Genomic DNA, 13,780 nt, shown 5'->3' with positions numbered 1-13,780 from the left:
GGGCGTGAAAGTCTTGAGGGCCGCCGCCCCGCTGGCGCTCGCGCTGGCGCTGGCCGGCTGCGCGCAGCTGCCCAAGGCGCCGCCCGCCGCCGTGGACCCCGCCCACCTCAGCGGCCGCCTCAGCGTCACCGTGGCCGGCGACGCCCACCGCCGCGGCAGCGGCGGTGCGGCCAGCTTCGAGCTGTTCGGCGGCCCGCTGGCCGGCCGGCTGGAGCTGACCTCGCCGCTGGGCTCGCTGGTCGCCCGCGCCAGCTGGGCGCCCGGCCTGGCCACGCTGCAGACGCCCGGCGACGAGCGCCGCTTCGATGACCTCGACGCCCTCACCCGCGAGCTGCTGGGCGAGGCCGTGCCGGTGGCCGCGCTGTTCGACTGGATGCGGGCCCGCCCCTGGCCCGCCGCGCCGCACCGCCCGACGGCCGACGGCTTCGAGCAGCTGGGCTGGCGCATCGAGCCCCGGCCGCCCAGCCTGGTCGCCACGCGGCTGGCCGAGCCGGTCGTCACGCTGCGCGCCCGGCTGGACGACGCGCCATGAAGGCGCTGCACGGCCTGGCCGCGCCGGCCAAGCTGAACCTGTTCCTGCACGTCGTCGGCAAGCGGCCGGACGGCTACCACCTGCTGCAGTCCGTGTTCGTGCTGATCGACTGGGCCGACACGCTGCACGTGGAACGGCGCGGCGACGGCCGGCTGCAGCGCCATGACGTGCTGGGCGGCGGCGACCTGCCGGCCGACGACCTGTGCCTGCGCGCGGCCCGGCTGCTGCAGCAGGAGACAGGCTGCGCGCTGGGCGCCGACATCCACCTCGAGAAGCGCCTGCCCGCCGGCGCCGGCATGGGCGGCGGCTCGTCCGATGCAGCCACCACGCTGCTGGCGCTGAACCGGCTGTGGGACTTGCGCCTGCCGCTGCCGCGGCTGATGGCGCTGGGCCTGAGGCTGGGCGCGGACCTGCCCTTCTTCCTCGGCGGCGGCCCGGCGTTCGTCGAGGGCATCGGCGAGGTGCTGCACCCGCTGGCGCTGCCGGCGCAGCGCTTCGCGGTGCTCAAGGGGCCGGCCGGGCTGGCGACCGGCGAGATTTTTTCCAGCCCGTGCTTGGCAAGGTCCGAAAACCTGGCTATAGTCGCGGGCTTTCCCGCCCTGGCAGGAACTGCAGAAAACCTGGTGAATGGCTTCGGTCGAAACGACCTGCAGCCTGCAGCGGAGGCGATCAGCAGTGACGTGCGAGACGCGGTGGCGCTGATGGCCGAGCAGTTCGGCAACGCCCGGATGACGGGCTCGGGCGCCGCGGTGTTCTCGGTGCTCGGGGCAGGAAAAGACGGCGAGGACGACCAGTCCCTGGCGACATTGCTGAAGGCACGTCCTTCAGGGTGGACCGGTCGAATCTGCCGCAGCCTGGCCCAACACCCGCTCGCGGGCTGGGCGGGTTGACAAGGTTGTAGGGCGCAGCGGCTCCGCTGTGTCCTGTGTAGGGGAGTCGCCAAGTTGGTCAAGGCATCGGATTTTGATTCCGACATGCGAGGGTTCGAGTCCTTCCTCCCCTGCCAAACATCTGCATTTCGCTGAACCGGCTCTGCTTCAGCGGGCCACTGACACACCAGAGGCTCCCAGTGCTGCTCAACACGGTTCTCTTCACCGGCAACGCGAATCCGGTCCTCTCCCAGGAAATCGCCACCCACCTCGGGCTGGAACTGGGCAAGGCCGTCGTCGGCCGCTTCTCGGACGGCGAGGTCACCGTCGAGATCCAGCAGAACGTGCGCGCCCGCGACGTGTTCGTCATCCAGCCCACCTGCGCGCCGACGAACGAGAACCTGATGGAGCTGCTGATCATGGTGGACGCGCTCAAGCGCGCCAGCGCCCGCCGCATCACCGCCGTGGTCCCGTACTACGGCTATGCCCGCCAGGACCGCCGCCCGCGCTCCACGCGCGTGCCGATCTCGGCCAAGGTCGTCGCCAACTGCCTGGAGACCGTCGGCGTCGAGCGGGTGCTGACCATGGACCTGCACGCCGACCAGATCCAGGGCTTCTTCGACATCCCGGTCGACAACATCTACGCGTCGCCGGTGCTGCTGTCGGACCTGAAGAGCCGCAACTACCAGGACCTGGTGGTCGTGTCGCCGGACGTCGGCGGCGTGGTGCGCGCCCGGGCGCTGGCCAAGCAGCTGGGCTGCGACCTGGCCATCATCGACAAGCGCCGCCCGGCCGCCAACGTCTCCGAGGTGATGCACGTCATCGGCGAGATCGACGGCCGCAACTGCGTGATCATGGACGACATGATCGACACCGCCGGCACGCTGGTGAAGGCGGCCGAGGTGCTCAAGGAGCGCGGCGCCAAGAGCGTGTTCGCCTACTGCACCCACCCCATCCTGTCAGGGCCAGCCATCGAGCGCATCTCCACCTCTCAGCTGGACGAGGTCGTCATCACCAACACCATCCCGCTGACCGACGCGGCCAAGGCCTGCCGCAAGATCCGCCAGCTGTCGGTGGCCTTTTTGTTCGCCGAGACCATCCGCCGCATCTCTGACGGCGAGTCGGTCACCAGCCTCTTCTCGGAACAGAACAACAACTTCTGACCGGGGAAATCGTGGCCGCCGCAAGGCGGCTTTTGTCAAACGGCGCCTGGTCGCGGGTGCCGTTCTCTTTTGGAGAAAACCATGAAGTTCGTCGCTTTTGAGCGCAAGCAGCAGGGGACCGGAGCGAGCCGCCGCCTGCGCGTGGCCGGCAAGGTGCCCGGCATCGTCTACGGCGCCGGTGAGCCCGCCCTGATCGAGCTCGACCACAACGCGCTCTACCACGCCATCAAGAAGGAAGCCTTCCACAGCTCGCTGCTGGACATGGAGCTGAACGGCGCGGTCACGCAGGTGCTGCTGCGCGACTTCCAGATGCACCCCTACAAGCCCCAGGTCCAGCACGTGGACTTCCAGCGCGTGGACGCCACCACCAAGATCACGAAGAAGGTGCCGCTGCACTTCATCGGCGAGGAAAGCTCCGTGGCCGTCAAGACCGACAAGTGCACGGTCAACCACGTGGTCACCGAGCTGGAGATCACCTGCCTGGCGCAGCAACTGCCCGAGTTCATCGAGATCGACCTGTCCGGCCTGACCAAGGGCCACTCGCTGCACGTCAACGACGTGAAGCTGCCGGCCGGCATCAAGGTCGTCACGCACGGCAAGCCCAACCCCGTCATCGCGACGCCGGTTGAGCCCAAGGTCGAGGAAATCGTCGTCGCCGCCGCGCCGGCCGCCGACGACAAGAAGGGCAAGAAGGGCAAGAAGTAATTCCTGCCGGCTTCACGCCCGCACCGAGGCCCCGCATGGGGCCTCTTTTTTTGACCGCTACGATCCCGAACATGATTCGCCTGCTAGTCGGCCTGGGCAACCCGGGCGCCGAATACGAAGACACCCGCCACAACGCCGGCTTCTGGTGGATCGACGGCCTGGCGCGCGGCCTGAAAGCCAGCCTGCAGCCCGACAAGGCCTACCACGGCCTGGTCGCGCGCGTGAACGGCGCGCCCGGCGCCAGCGGCCCGGTCTGGCTGCTGCAGCCCATGACCTACATGAACCTGTCCGGCAAGTCCGTCGCGGCGCTGGCGCGCTTCTTCAAGATCGCGCCGGAGGAGATCCTCGCCATCCACGACGAGCTGGACCTGCCGCCCGGCGAGATGAAGTTCAAGAAGGGCGGCGGCGACGGCGGCCACAACGGCCTGCGCGACATGCGCGCCCAACTGGGCAGCGGCGACTTCTGGCGGCTGCGGCTGGGCATCGGCCACCCGGGCCACAAGGCCGAGGTCGCCGGCTACGTGCTGCGCAAGCCGCCGCTGGCCGAACGCCAGGCGGTGGAGGACTGCATCGAGAAGAGCTACGCCGCCGTCGAGCTGATGCTGCGCGGCGAGATGGACAAGGCGCTGGCGAAAATCCACGCCAAGCCGCCGCGCCCCAAGCCCCCGAAACCGCAGCCCCCGGCGGAAACTCCGGCCCCATGATGAAAGCCCTGCCCTTCGGCCTGGCCCTGGCCTTGACCCTGGCCGCCGCGCCGCCCGCTCCCGCGCAGACCCAGGTGAAGCGCGCCCAGATCTACCGCTGCGGCGCCGACGGCCGCGACCTGCGCGACTCGCCCTGCCCCGGTGCCCAGGCCGATCCGGCCGGCCAGGGTGGCACGGTGGCCTTCGACGAACCCAGCAGCGCCGACAGCCAGGCCGCCCGCCAGCGCCAGCAGGCCGATGCCAAGCAGGCCGCGGCGCTCGCGTCCGCCCGCCGCGCCAGCGAGGCCGAGGCCCGCCAGCAGCGCGCGCTGCACCTGGGCCCGCAGCCCCAGCCGGCCGCCCAGGCCGCGCGGCCGGCCAGCAGCCCGGCCGTGACCCACCTCCAACCGCCCCGGGCCGCCAAGCCGCGCCGGCCCGCCGCCAGCAGCGCTCGATAGAATGCGTGCCGTTGGTGCTCGCGCCCGGTGCCAAGCCGGGCGCAGTTCAACGGGAATCAGGAGGGCGAGCGGCCACGCCGCGGACCTAACCTGAGCTGTCCCCGCAACGGTAAGTGGACGAGGCCCGCGCGGCCCGCCGTTCGACCGACGAGCCACTGGTGCCCCGCACCGGGAAGGCGTCGAACGGATGTCCACCAGCCCGGATACCGGCCAACGACGGGGCTGTCTGGTACAGCCGTTTTCCAGCGGTGCTGCGGGGGTCAGCGCGGCTGGTCGTCCGCTTGCGTTCCATCCCATGTCCCACGTCCTCCTCGCGGCCCGCCGGCCTGTGCGCCGCCTTTTCGCCCTGTCCGCACTGGCCCTGGCCGCGTCCGCCCACGCCCAGCCCCAGGCCAACCGGCTCGACACCGTCGTCACCACCGCCACGCGCTCGCCGCAGCGGCTATCCGAGGTGCTGGCGGACCTGACCGTCATCACCCGCGCCGACATCGAGCGCCAGGCCGCCGCCAGCCTCGCCGACCTGCTGCGCAACAACGGCTGCGGCGAGCTGGCGCGCAACGGCGGCCCGGCCGGCACCACGTCGGTGTTCCTGCGCGGCGCCGACAACCGCCACACGCTGGTGCTGATCGACGGCGTCAAGACCGACTCCCAGGCCACCGGCGGCGCCAGCTGGCAGGGCCTGCCGCTCGCGCAGATCGAGCGCGTGGAAGTGCTGAAGGGCCCGGCCAGCGCCCTCTACGGCTCCGACGCGGTCGGCGGCGTGATCCAGATCTTCACGCGCAAGGGCGGCGGCCGCAGCAGCGCCGACGTCGGCATCGCCGCCGGCAACCTCGGCACCTACAAGGCGGATGCCTACCTGGCCGGCGCCGCGGGCCTCTTCGACTACGCCGTCACCGGCGCGTTCGAAGGCACGGACGGCTTCAACGCCACCGTGGACTACCCCGGCTCGTTCAGCTACGTGCCCGACCGCGACGGCTTCCGGCGCCGCCAGGGCACCGTGCGCGTGGGCGCGCAGTTCAGCGCCGGGCAGCGCGTCGAGGCGCTGCTGATGCGCACCTACACGCGGGGCCAGTACGACGGCTCCAAGTCCCGCCCGCTGGTGGACGACATCAGCAAGCAGGACGCCGACGCCGCCCGCCTGGCCTGGACGGCGCAGTGGACGCCGGGGCTGCAGACGCAGCTGAGCTTCGGCGAATCGCGCGACCGCTACGAGACCACGCCCTCGCCCTACCTGACCGAGACCCGCGTGCGCAACCTCGCGCTGACCGGCTTCTACCAGCTGGCCGCCGGCCAGCAGCTGAACTTCACGGCCGAGCGCAGCGAGGACAAGCTGGAGAACAGCGGCCTGCGGACGGCCGGCGTCGGCAAGCGCCACCGCAACAGCGCCGGCCTGGGCTACCTGCTGTCGGCCGGCGCGTTCGACCTGCAGGCCCATGCGCGCCATGACCGCGACAGCGAGTTCGGCGACGTGAACACCGGCACGCTGCTGGCGGGCTACGAGCTGGCGCCCGGGCTGCGCATCGTGGGTTCGGTGGGCAACGCCTTCCGCGCACCGACGATCTACCAGCAGGGCACCGTCTACGGCCCCGACCTGGGCAAGCCCGGCGTGCAGCCGCTGGACGCCGAGCGCGGCCGCAACATGGAAGCCGCCGTGAAGTGGAACAGCGGCGACGTCGAACTCTCCGCCACGGCCTACCGCAACCGCATCAGCAACCTGATCGTCTTCGGCGCGGCCGGCAGTTGCAACAGCAGCTTCGGCTGCTACGAGAACGTGGCCCGCGCACGGCTGCAGGGCGTGAGCCTCGCGGGCGCGGCCCGCTTGGCCGGCGTGAACCTGCGCGCCACGGTGGACCTGCAGAAGCCCACGGATGCGGCCAACGGCCTGCTGCTGGCCCGCCGCGCCAAGCGCCTGGCCACCCTCAACGCCGACACCACGCTGGGCGTGTGGACCGTGGGCGCCGGCCTCCAGGCCGCCGGCCCGCGCTTCGACGACGCGGCCAACAAGCGCAGGCTCGGCGGCTACGCGCTGCTGAACCTGAACGCGCAGCTGCCGCTGAGCCGCGAGGTCAAGCTGCAGCTCAACCTGGACAACGTGTTCGGCCGCGACTACCAGACGGCCTACGGCTACGCCGCCTCGCCGATGACGGCGCTGGTCACGCTGCGCTGGTCGCCCGAATGGTGAGCACCTCGTCCGGCCCGGCACCCGGCCCGGCACCCGGGCCGCAGCGGACCCGCCCGTGAAGCCCCCGAAGCTGCTCGAACGATTCGCCGCCCTGTGCCTGCTGGCCGCGGCGGCGCTGCCGGCCGCCGCGGTCGACATCCGGGACGACCTCGGCCATGTCACCGCGCTGGCCGCCCCGGCGCTGCGCATCGTCAGCCTGCTGCCGTCGCTGACCGAGACCGTCTGCGCGCTGGGCGCCTGCGCCCGGCTGGTGGGCGTGGACCGCTACTCCAACTTCCCCGCGCAGGTGGACGCGCTGCCCAAGCTGGGCGGCCTGGACGACACCAACGTCGAGCTGATCGCCGCGCTCAAGCCCGACGTGGTGCTGCTGGCCCAGTCCTCGCGCGTGGCCGACCGGCTGCGCGCGCTCGGGCTGAAGGTGATCGCGCTGGAGCCGCGCAGCCACCAGGACGTGCGGCGCGTGCTGGACCTCGTCGGCCAGGTGCTGGGCGTGCCGGACGCGCAGCGCGTGTGGCGCCGCATCGAGGCCGGCATCGGCGCGGCGGCGGCCAGCGTGCCGGCGGCGGCGCGCGGCGTGCGCGTCTACGTCGAGGTCGCGCCCGGCCTGTACGCGGCCGGCCCCGCCTCCTTCATGGGCGAGACGCTGGCCCGGCTGGGCGCCGGCAACATCATCCCGGCCGCGCTCGGCCCCTTCCCCAAGATCAACCCCGAGTACGTCGTGCAGGCCGACCCGGCGCTCATCATGGTCGGCGCCCGCAGCGCCGACGGGCTGGCGCAGCGCCCGGGCTGGGCGCGCATCGCCGCCGTCCGCCAGGGCCGCATCTGCATCTTCAAGCCCGAGGAGGGCGACATGCTCGCGCGCCCCGGCCCGCGCATGGCCGAGGCCGCGCAGGTCATGGCGCGGTGCCTGTCGTCCTTCGCCGGCGCCCCAGGGGCCGCGGCCAGCGGCCCGGCCAAGCCGGTGCCGCCGCAGCCGCGCGATCGGGAACCCCGGCCGTGACGCTGCGCCCGCCGCTGCTGCTCGCGCTGCTGCTGGCGGCCGGCGCGCTGCTGGCGGCGGCGGGCGTGCTCACCGGCAGCACCGGCTGGGCCGATCTGGGCGGCGACGGCGGGGACACGATCCTGTGGCAGATCCGCCTGCCGCGCTCGCTGGGCGCGTGGTGGGCCGGCGCGCTGCTCGGCATGGCCGGCGCGATGTCGCAGGGGCTGTTCCGCAACCCGCTGGCCGACCCCTACCTGCTCGGCAGCGCGTCCGGCGCGCAGCTCGCGGTCGCGGCGGCGCTGGCGCTGACCGGCGCGTCGGCCCAGCACGGCTCCGTGCCGGCCACGCTCGGCCTGACCGGCGTGGCCTTCGTCGGCACGCTGGCCGGCGTGGCCCTGACGCTGCTGCTCGCGCGCGGCGTGGAGCAGACGCTGCGGCTGCTGCTGGCCGGCGTCGTGGTCGGCGTCGTGCTCAATGCGCTGACCCATCTGTTCACGCTGTGGGCGCCCGAGGTGCTGCGCGCGGTGCAGTTCTTCCTGCTCGGCAACACCGGCCTGCTGGGCTGGCAGAGCGTCGGCGTGATGGCCGCCTGCGGCCTGGCCGCCGGCCTGGTCGGCCTGCTGGCCAGCCCGGCGCTGGACGCGCTGACGCTGGGCGAGGCCACCGCCGCGTCGCTGGGCGTGCGGCTGGCCGCGCTGCGGCTGGCGCTGATCGCCGCGTTCGCGCTGGCCACCGGCGCGGCCGTCGCGCAGACCGGCATCGTCGCCTTCGTCGGCCTGGTGGCGCCCCACCTGGTGCGCACGCTGTGCCCGATGCTGCACGGCTGGCTGATCCTGCTGTCGGCCGCGGCCGGCGGCGCGCTGCTGCTGGCGGCCGACGTGCTGGCCCGCGCGCTGATCCGCCCGCAGGAACTGCCCGTGGGCCTGGTCACCGCGCTGCTCGGCGGCGTCTACCTGCTGGTGCTGATGCACCGCCGCGCGAAAAAATGAAACCCCTCGCCCAATCTCTCCCCGCTGAACGCGGGCGATCCCGGTCGGTCCCCAAAGGGGACGGCTTGGGGCGGCCCGGCGCTCGGCCCGAAAAGCCCCTGTTTCATGACGGTGGGCCATTGAGATGAGCGCGCTGCAGGCCCGCATCGCCCGCGTCCGCCTCGACGGCCGCGACCTGATCCACGGCATCGACCTCGCGCTGCCCGCCGGCCGCTGGACGGCCATCGTCGGCCCGAACGGCGCCGGCAAGTCCACGCTGCTGCGCGCCATCGCCGGCCTGCAGGCCTGCGACGGCGAGGTGCGGCTGGCCGGCCGGCCGCTGCGCGACTGGCCCGCGCGCGAACGCGCCCGCCGGCTCGCCTGGATGGGCCAGCAGGAAAGCGGCGTGGACGACCTGACGGCGCTGGACGTCGTGCTGCTCGGCCGCCTGCCGCACCGCCCCTGGCTCGCGCCGCCCGGCGCGACCGACCACGCCGCCGCGCAAGCCGCGATGCAGGCCACGCAAAGCTGGGCCTGGCGCGCGCGGCGGCTGGGCAGCCTGTCGGGCGGCGAGCGCCAGCGCGTGCTGCTGGCCCGCGTGCTGGCGGTGCAGGCGCCGCTGACGCTGATGGACGAGCCGCTCGCCCACCTGGACCCGCCGCACCAGGCCGAATGGATGGCGCTGGTGCGCGACCGCGTGGCGGCCGGGCACGCGGTCGCCAGCGTGCTGCACGAACTGCACGTCGCGCTGCAGGCCGACCACCTCGTGCTGATGGCCGGCGGCCGCATCGTCCACACCGGCGCACCGGCCGACGCGGCCACGCACGCGGCGCTGCGCGGGGTCTTCGGCCCGCATCTGCACATCGCGCAGATCGAGGGGCGCTGGGTGGCGCTGCCGCTGTGAGCCCGCCGGGCCGGCCGGCGACTACCATGGCCGGGCCCCGGACATGCGGGCATCCGGGCTGACGGACGGGCTTCTCAGGGGTTGGCCATGTTTCTTTCACGTGTCGCGCTTCGCAACGTGCGGTCCATCGAGTCGCTGCAGCTCGACTTCTCGTCGAGCAGCGGCGACAACAGGCGCTGGACGCTGCTGCTCGGAGAAAACGGCTGCGGGAAAAGCTCGGTGCTGCGCGCCATCGCGCTGCTGCTCGCGGGCAGCGACGCGCTCGCCGACCTGCTGAGCGAGCCGGACGCCTGGATCCGCAACGGCTGCCAGTCCTGCCGCATCGAGGCCAGCCTGACGACGGCGCGCCAAGAGGCGCGGGAGATCGCGCTGGAGCTCCACCGCGGCGACCGCATCCGCGACATCTTCGACCGCAACGAGGCCTCGCTGAACGCACTGGATGCCGCGATCCATCACGCCGACCGCAACTATTTCGTGCTGGGCTACGGCGTCTCGCGCCGCCCCGGCGGGTCGTCCAAGGGGCGGGCGTCGCTCTCGGACGAGTTCATCCGCTCCCCCCGGGCGCGAGGCGTGGCGACGATGTTCTCGGCCGACTTCTCCCTCGTCTCGCTGGAGCAGTGGGCCATGGACCTGGACTACCGCAAGGGCGGCCGGGCGCTCCAGGCGGTCCGGACCGCGCTGGACCGGCTGCTGCCCGGCATGCGCTTCGCCCACATCGACCGCGAGACGCGGCAGCTCGTGTTCGAGACCGAGGACGGGCTCGTGCCGCTGCGCCAGTTGTCCGACGGCTACCAGAACATGGCGGCCTGGTGCGGCGACCTGCTCTACCGCATCACCGAAACCTTCCCGGACCGCAAGGATCCGCTGGCCACGCGCGGCGTGCTGCTCATCGACGAACTCGATCTGCACCTGCATCCCGTGTGGCGGCGCCAGCTGGTGGAGTTCCTGTCCGCCACGCTGCCCAACTTCCAGTTCGTCGCCACCACGCATTCGGCGCTGACCGCGCAGCAAAGCGGTGAAGGCGAGTTGTACGTGATCCGCCGGGAAGGCCAGGCCAAGCGCCCGACGCTGCTGCCCTTCGTGGGCGAACCGCGCCGCATGATGCTGCACCAGCTGCTGATGAGCCCGATGTTCGGCCTCGACACGCTGGACTCCATCGAGATCGAGCAGGCGCGCAACGCGGTGCGGGATCTGAGCCTCAGGAAGACGGCGCTGAGCGCCGCCGACAAGAAGGAACTGGCCCGGCTGAAGGCCCTCCTGCGCGACGCGCCGGACTGGGATGCGGTGCCCGGCTACGCGAAAGAGCAGACCGCGCTGCTCAAGGGCATCAAGGCCTCGCTGGCGAAGGACGGCAAGCCGCCCGCCTTGTCCGTCCGCAAGCTCAAGGCCGCGGCGAAGGCGCTGGGAGCGCCCAAGTGATCCGCCTCCCCCGGACACGCGACGCCAGGCAGCTCACCGGCTTCACCGGCGCGCCGCTGCAGGCCAGGCTCGGCAGGCTGCTGGCCTACTACTACGCCGACGGCGCCACCGGCCAGGTGGACTTCAAGCCCAAGGCACGGCAGGTCTGGGGGAAGGCGAAGCCGCAGCTGAAAAAGGAGTCGTTCGGCAAATGCGCCTACTGCGAAGCGGATACCGCCGTCGTCGCCCATGGCGATGTCGAGCATTTCCGGCCGAAAAGCGCGTACTGGTGGCTGGCCTATTGCTATGACAACTACACGTTCAGCTGCCAGGTCTGCAACCAGACCTACAAGGGCGACACCTTTCATGTCGTGGGCGCCAGCCTGCCCGCGCCGCCGGTGCCGCCCTCGCCGCCCGCCACCCCCGCCCAACTGGCGGCACTCGCCGGCAGCCTGTGCCCGGACCCCGCCGCGGCCACGGACGCCAGCGTCGCCCGGCTCTTCGCGGCCGAGGATGCCGACCTGGTCGACCCCTACACCGGCGACCCCGAGAAGCTCTTCGGCTGGAAGGTGATTCCGGCCACGCAGGAGGTGCTGCTGGTTCCCAGGACCCGCGCCGCGCGCGCCAGGCGCGCCGTCAAGGCGGCCGAGGACATGCTCGGGTTGAACCGCGAAGAACTGCGGCGCCTGCGCTGGCAGGCCTACGACGAGCTGGAGACCATGGCGCTGGCGATCCAGGAAGGCCGCTTCACCGATGCCAGGAAGAAGGAACTGCTCCTCCGCCTGCAGCGCCAGGCGCAAGGCAGCCGGCCCTTCGCGGGCATGAAGCGCTTCTTCCTCCGGGCCTGGGGCCTGCTCGGCACCTGAGACGCTGGACGGCGACGGAGACCCCTTGATGACCCGCGGACGAGCCGTCATGGTGCTGGGCACGACCAGCGGCGCCGGCAAGAGCTGGCTGGCCACGGCGCTGTGCCGCTGGTATGCGCGCCAGGGCCTGCGGGTCGCGCCCTTCAAGGCGCAGAACATGAGCAACAACGCGCGCGTCGTGCCCGGGCTGCCCGGCCCCTCGCTCCGGCGTCCAGGAGCGGTCCCCCGAGGGGACGCCGCCGGGCTTGGGAGCGGCCCGGCGCCCGGCCACGGCCACATGGGCGAGATCGGCAGCGCGCAGTACTTCCAGGCCCTGGCCGCGCGCCGCGTGCCCGAGGTGCGCATGAACCCCGTGCTGCTCAAGCCCGAGGCGGACACGCACAGCCAGGTGGTCGTGCTCGGCGAGGTGGACGCCGCGCTGTCCCGCCTGCCCTGGCGCGAACGCAGCGCCCGCCTGTGGCCCCGCGCCGAGGCCGCGCTGCGCGGGCTGATGGCGGAGAACGACCTGGTCGTCATCGAGGGCGCGGGCTCGCCGGCCGAGATCAACCTCGCGGCCTGCGACTACGTGAACCTCGGCACCGCGCGCGCGTCGGGCGCCGCCTGCCTGCTCGTCACCGACATCGACCGCGGCGGCGCCTTCGCCCACCTGTACGGCACGCACCAGCTGATGCCGGCGGACGTGCGCGCGCAGCTGCGCGGCTTCGTGCTGAACCGCTTCCGGGGCGACGCGGCGCTGCTGTCGCCCGGCCCCGAGCAGTTGCAGGCACTGACCGGCGTGCCCACCGTCGCGACGCTGCCGATGTGGCGCGGCCACGGCCTGCCCGAGGAGGACGGCGTGTTCGATGACGCGCCGACCGGCAGCGGCCAGGGCCTGCACATCGCCGTCGTCGCCTACCCGCGGCTGTCCAACCTCGACGAGTTCCAGCCGCTGCGCCAGCTGCCCGGCGTGCGGCTGTCGTGGGCACGCGCGCCGCGCGACCTGCAGGGCGCCGACTGGGTCGTCCTGCCCGGCAGCAAGTCCACCGTGGCGGACCTGGCCTGGCTGCGCGCGCAGAAGCTGGACCTCGCCATCAACGCCCACCCCGGCCGCGTGCTCGGCATCTGCGGTGGCCTGCAGATGCTCGGCGAGGCGCTGATCGACACGCAGGGCGTGGACGGCAACGCGCCCGGCCTGGGCCTGCTGCCGCTGGTCACCGCCTTCGAGCGCGACAAGCTGCTGAGCACCGCGGCGCTGCGCTTCGGCGCCATCGACGGCGCATGGGCGTCACTGGCCGGCGTGCAGGCCGACGGCTACGAGATCCGCCACGGCCGCACGCAGCCGCACCCCGGCCTGCCGGCGCCGCGGGTGGCGCTGCGCAACGCGGCGGGCGAGGCCATCGGCTGGCAGGCCGGCCGCGATGGGCGGGTGCTGGGCGTCTACGCGCACGGCCTGTTCGAGCAGCCGGCCGTGCTGCACGCGCTGTTCGGCCAGCGCATCCGGCCGCTGGACGAGGTGTTCGACGGCCTGGCCGACTTCATCGACCGGCATTTCCAGCCCGGCACGCTGGCGTCGCTGATGGCATGAAAGGGGTCACACCGGGTCGGGCAGCTTCGCGACGGCCTTGATCTCGAACTGGAAGCCGTAGAGCCAGCTCACGCCGATGCCGGTCAGCGCCGGGTGCGGCGCCTCGCCCCAGTTGGCCATCACGACGGGCCACACCTGCTCGAAGTTGCGCTCCGCATCGACCAGGTACAGCGTCACGTCCACCACGTCGGCGAAGGTGCAGCCCGCGGCGGCCAGCACCGCGTTCAGGTTGTCGAAGGCCAGTTGCACCTGCCGCGCCAGTTCGGGCTCGGGCGAGCCGTCGGGCCGGCTGCCGACCTGGCCCGACACGAACAGCAGGCCCTGGGACCGGACGGCCGGCGAATAGCGGTTGCGCTCGTACAGCGCCTGGCGGCCGGCGGGGAACACGGCGTCGCGTGCGGGAGGCATGGGCATTCCTTTCGGGTGGGAAGACATGCGGCCACTCTAGGCACCCGGCGCCGCCGGATAAACCGGCCCGCTCCACAATCAGTTTTTGCCGCCGCCAA

Annotated in this window: 14 protein-coding genes, 1 tRNA gene and 1 riboswitch; of the genes, 14 read left to right on the top strand and 1 reads right to left on the bottom strand. The window is 72.6% G+C overall.

All coding sequences use genetic code 11. The annotated features are described in order from the left end of the window. The first annotated feature begins 4 nt into the window (after positions 1 to 4). From QM788_RS09470 to QM788_RS09405, 14 genes are all read left to right on the top strand, one after another. Entirely contained in the window at positions 5 to 532 is a 528-nt protein-coding gene (locus QM788_RS09470; RefSeq protein ID WP_415661246.1) for an outer membrane lipoprotein LolB, read from the top strand. Further along, positions 529 to 1,422, top strand: coding sequence for a 4-(cytidine 5'-diphospho)-2-C-methyl-D-erythritol kinase (gene ispE, locus QM788_RS09465; protein WP_415661245.1), 894 nt, complete (start codon positions 529 to 531; stop codon positions 1,420 to 1,422). Before QM788_RS09470 ends, ispE begins: the two co-directional genes overlap by 4 nt. Before the next feature lie 39 nt (positions 1,423 to 1,461). Then, positions 1,462 to 1,538, top strand: a tRNA-Gln gene (locus QM788_RS09460). A gap of 63 nt (positions 1,539 to 1,601) precedes the next feature. Next, positions 1,602 to 2,564, top strand: coding sequence for a ribose-phosphate pyrophosphokinase (locus QM788_RS09455; RefSeq protein WP_415661244.1), 963 nt, complete (start codon positions 1,602 to 1,604; stop codon positions 2,562 to 2,564). An 81-nt stretch (positions 2,565 to 2,645) separates the two neighbouring features. Then, the gene (locus QM788_RS09450; protein ID WP_415661243.1) at positions 2,646 to 3,269 is read left to right on the top strand and encodes a 50S ribosomal protein L25/general stress protein Ctc; all 624 of its coding nucleotides are present in this window, start codon (positions 2,646 to 2,648) and stop codon (positions 3,267 to 3,269) included. Positions 3,270 to 3,340: 71 nt separating this feature from the next. After that, positions 3,341 to 3,973, top strand: a complete 633-nt coding sequence (pth, locus tag QM788_RS09445; protein ID WP_415661242.1) for an aminoacyl-tRNA hydrolase — start codon at positions 3,341 to 3,343, stop codon at positions 3,971 to 3,973. Beyond that, complete coding sequence (locus tag QM788_RS09440) at positions 3,970 to 4,410, top strand: hypothetical protein (protein ID WP_415661241.1); 441 nt, start codon at positions 3,970 to 3,972, stop codon at positions 4,408 to 4,410. The genes pth and QM788_RS09440 overlap by 4 nt, the downstream gene beginning before the upstream one ends. Beyond that, positions 4,406 to 4,640, top strand: a riboswitch (cobalamin riboswitch). It overlaps the preceding gene by 5 nt. A 65-nt stretch (positions 4,641 to 4,705) precedes the next feature. Beyond that, positions 4,706 to 6,592 carry a TonB-dependent receptor domain-containing protein gene (locus tag QM788_RS09435; RefSeq protein ID WP_415661240.1) on the top strand — a complete coding sequence of 629 codons (1,887 nt, stop codon included), beginning with the start codon at positions 4,706 to 4,708 and terminating at the stop codon, positions 6,590 to 6,592. A 55-nt stretch (positions 6,593 to 6,647) separates the two neighbouring features. After that, positions 6,648 to 7,592 carry an ABC transporter substrate-binding protein gene (locus QM788_RS09430; RefSeq protein ID WP_415661239.1) on the top strand — a complete coding sequence of 315 codons (945 nt, stop codon included), beginning with the start codon at positions 6,648 to 6,650 and terminating at the stop codon, positions 7,590 to 7,592. Further along, complete coding sequence (locus QM788_RS09425; RefSeq protein ID WP_415661238.1) at positions 7,589 to 8,563, top strand: FecCD family ABC transporter permease; 975 nt, start codon at positions 7,589 to 7,591, stop codon at positions 8,561 to 8,563. The genes QM788_RS09430 and QM788_RS09425 overlap by 4 nt, the downstream gene beginning before the upstream one ends. Before the next feature lie 124 nt (positions 8,564 to 8,687). Beyond that, positions 8,688 to 9,446 (top strand): ABC transporter ATP-binding protein, encoded by a 759-nt coding sequence (locus tag QM788_RS09420; protein ID WP_415661237.1) that lies wholly within the window; start codon positions 8,688 to 8,690, stop codon positions 9,444 to 9,446. Between the two features lie 87 nt (positions 9,447 to 9,533). Continuing rightward, positions 9,534 to 10,865, top strand: a complete 1,332-nt coding sequence (locus QM788_RS09415; protein WP_415661236.1) for an AAA family ATPase — start codon at positions 9,534 to 9,536, stop codon at positions 10,863 to 10,865. Then, complete coding sequence (locus tag QM788_RS09410; RefSeq protein ID WP_415661235.1) at positions 10,862 to 11,710, top strand: hypothetical protein; 849 nt, start codon at positions 10,862 to 10,864, stop codon at positions 11,708 to 11,710. The genes QM788_RS09415 and QM788_RS09410 overlap by 4 nt, the downstream gene beginning before the upstream one ends. Positions 11,711 to 11,738: 28 nt before the next feature. Continuing rightward, a complete protein-coding gene (locus QM788_RS09405; RefSeq protein WP_415661234.1) occupies positions 11,739 to 13,274 on the top strand; it encodes a cobyric acid synthase in 1,536 nt (511 codons plus the stop codon). 6 nt (positions 13,275 to 13,280) lie between these two features. Here the strand turns inward: QM788_RS09405 and QM788_RS09400 are convergent, their stop codons facing one another. Next, positions 13,281 to 13,682 carry a RidA family protein gene (locus QM788_RS09400; protein WP_415661233.1) on the bottom strand — a complete coding sequence of 134 codons (402 nt, stop codon included), beginning with the start codon at positions 13,680 to 13,682 and terminating at the stop codon, positions 13,281 to 13,283. Between the last annotated feature and the right edge of the window lie 98 nt (positions 13,683 to 13,780).

Source organism: Roseateles sp. (assembly GCF_047654785.1).
Taxonomy (GTDB): domain Bacteria; phylum Pseudomonadota; class Gammaproteobacteria; order Burkholderiales; family Burkholderiaceae_C; genus Pelomonas.
Note: the sequence above shows the minus strand (reverse complement) of the source record. Positions and strands in the feature narration are given on the sequence as shown.

Excerpts from the sequence above, each read along its gene's own strand:
- QM788_RS09405 (WP_415661234.1), top strand. The coding sequence starts at position 11,739 with ATGACCCGCGGACGAGCCGTCATGGTGCTGGGCACGACCAGCGGCGCC.
- QM788_RS09450 (WP_415661243.1), top strand. The coding sequence starts at position 2,646 with ATGAAGTTCGTCGCTTTTGAGCGCAAGCAGCAGGGGACCGGAGCGAGC.
- QM788_RS09440 (WP_415661241.1), top strand. The coding sequence starts at position 3,970 with ATGATGAAAGCCCTGCCCTTCGGCCTGGCCCTGGCCTTGACCCTGGCC.
- QM788_RS09415 (WP_415661236.1), top strand. The coding sequence starts at position 9,534 with ATGTTTCTTTCACGTGTCGCGCTTCGCAACGTGCGGTCCATCGAGTCG.
- QM788_RS09400 (WP_415661233.1), bottom strand. The coding sequence starts at position 13,682 with ATGCCTCCCGCACGCGACGCCGTGTTCCCCGCCGGCCGCCAGGCGCTG.
- QM788_RS09435 (WP_415661240.1), top strand. The coding sequence starts at position 4,706 with ATGTCCCACGTCCTCCTCGCGGCCCGCCGGCCTGTGCGCCGCCTTTTC.
- ispE (WP_415661245.1), top strand. The coding sequence starts at position 529 with ATGAAGGCGCTGCACGGCCTGGCCGCGCCGGCCAAGCTGAACCTGTTC.
- QM788_RS09420 (WP_415661237.1), top strand. The coding sequence starts at position 8,688 with ATGAGCGCGCTGCAGGCCCGCATCGCCCGCGTCCGCCTCGACGGCCGC.
- pth (WP_415661242.1), top strand. The coding sequence starts at position 3,341 with ATGATTCGCCTGCTAGTCGGCCTGGGCAACCCGGGCGCCGAATACGAA.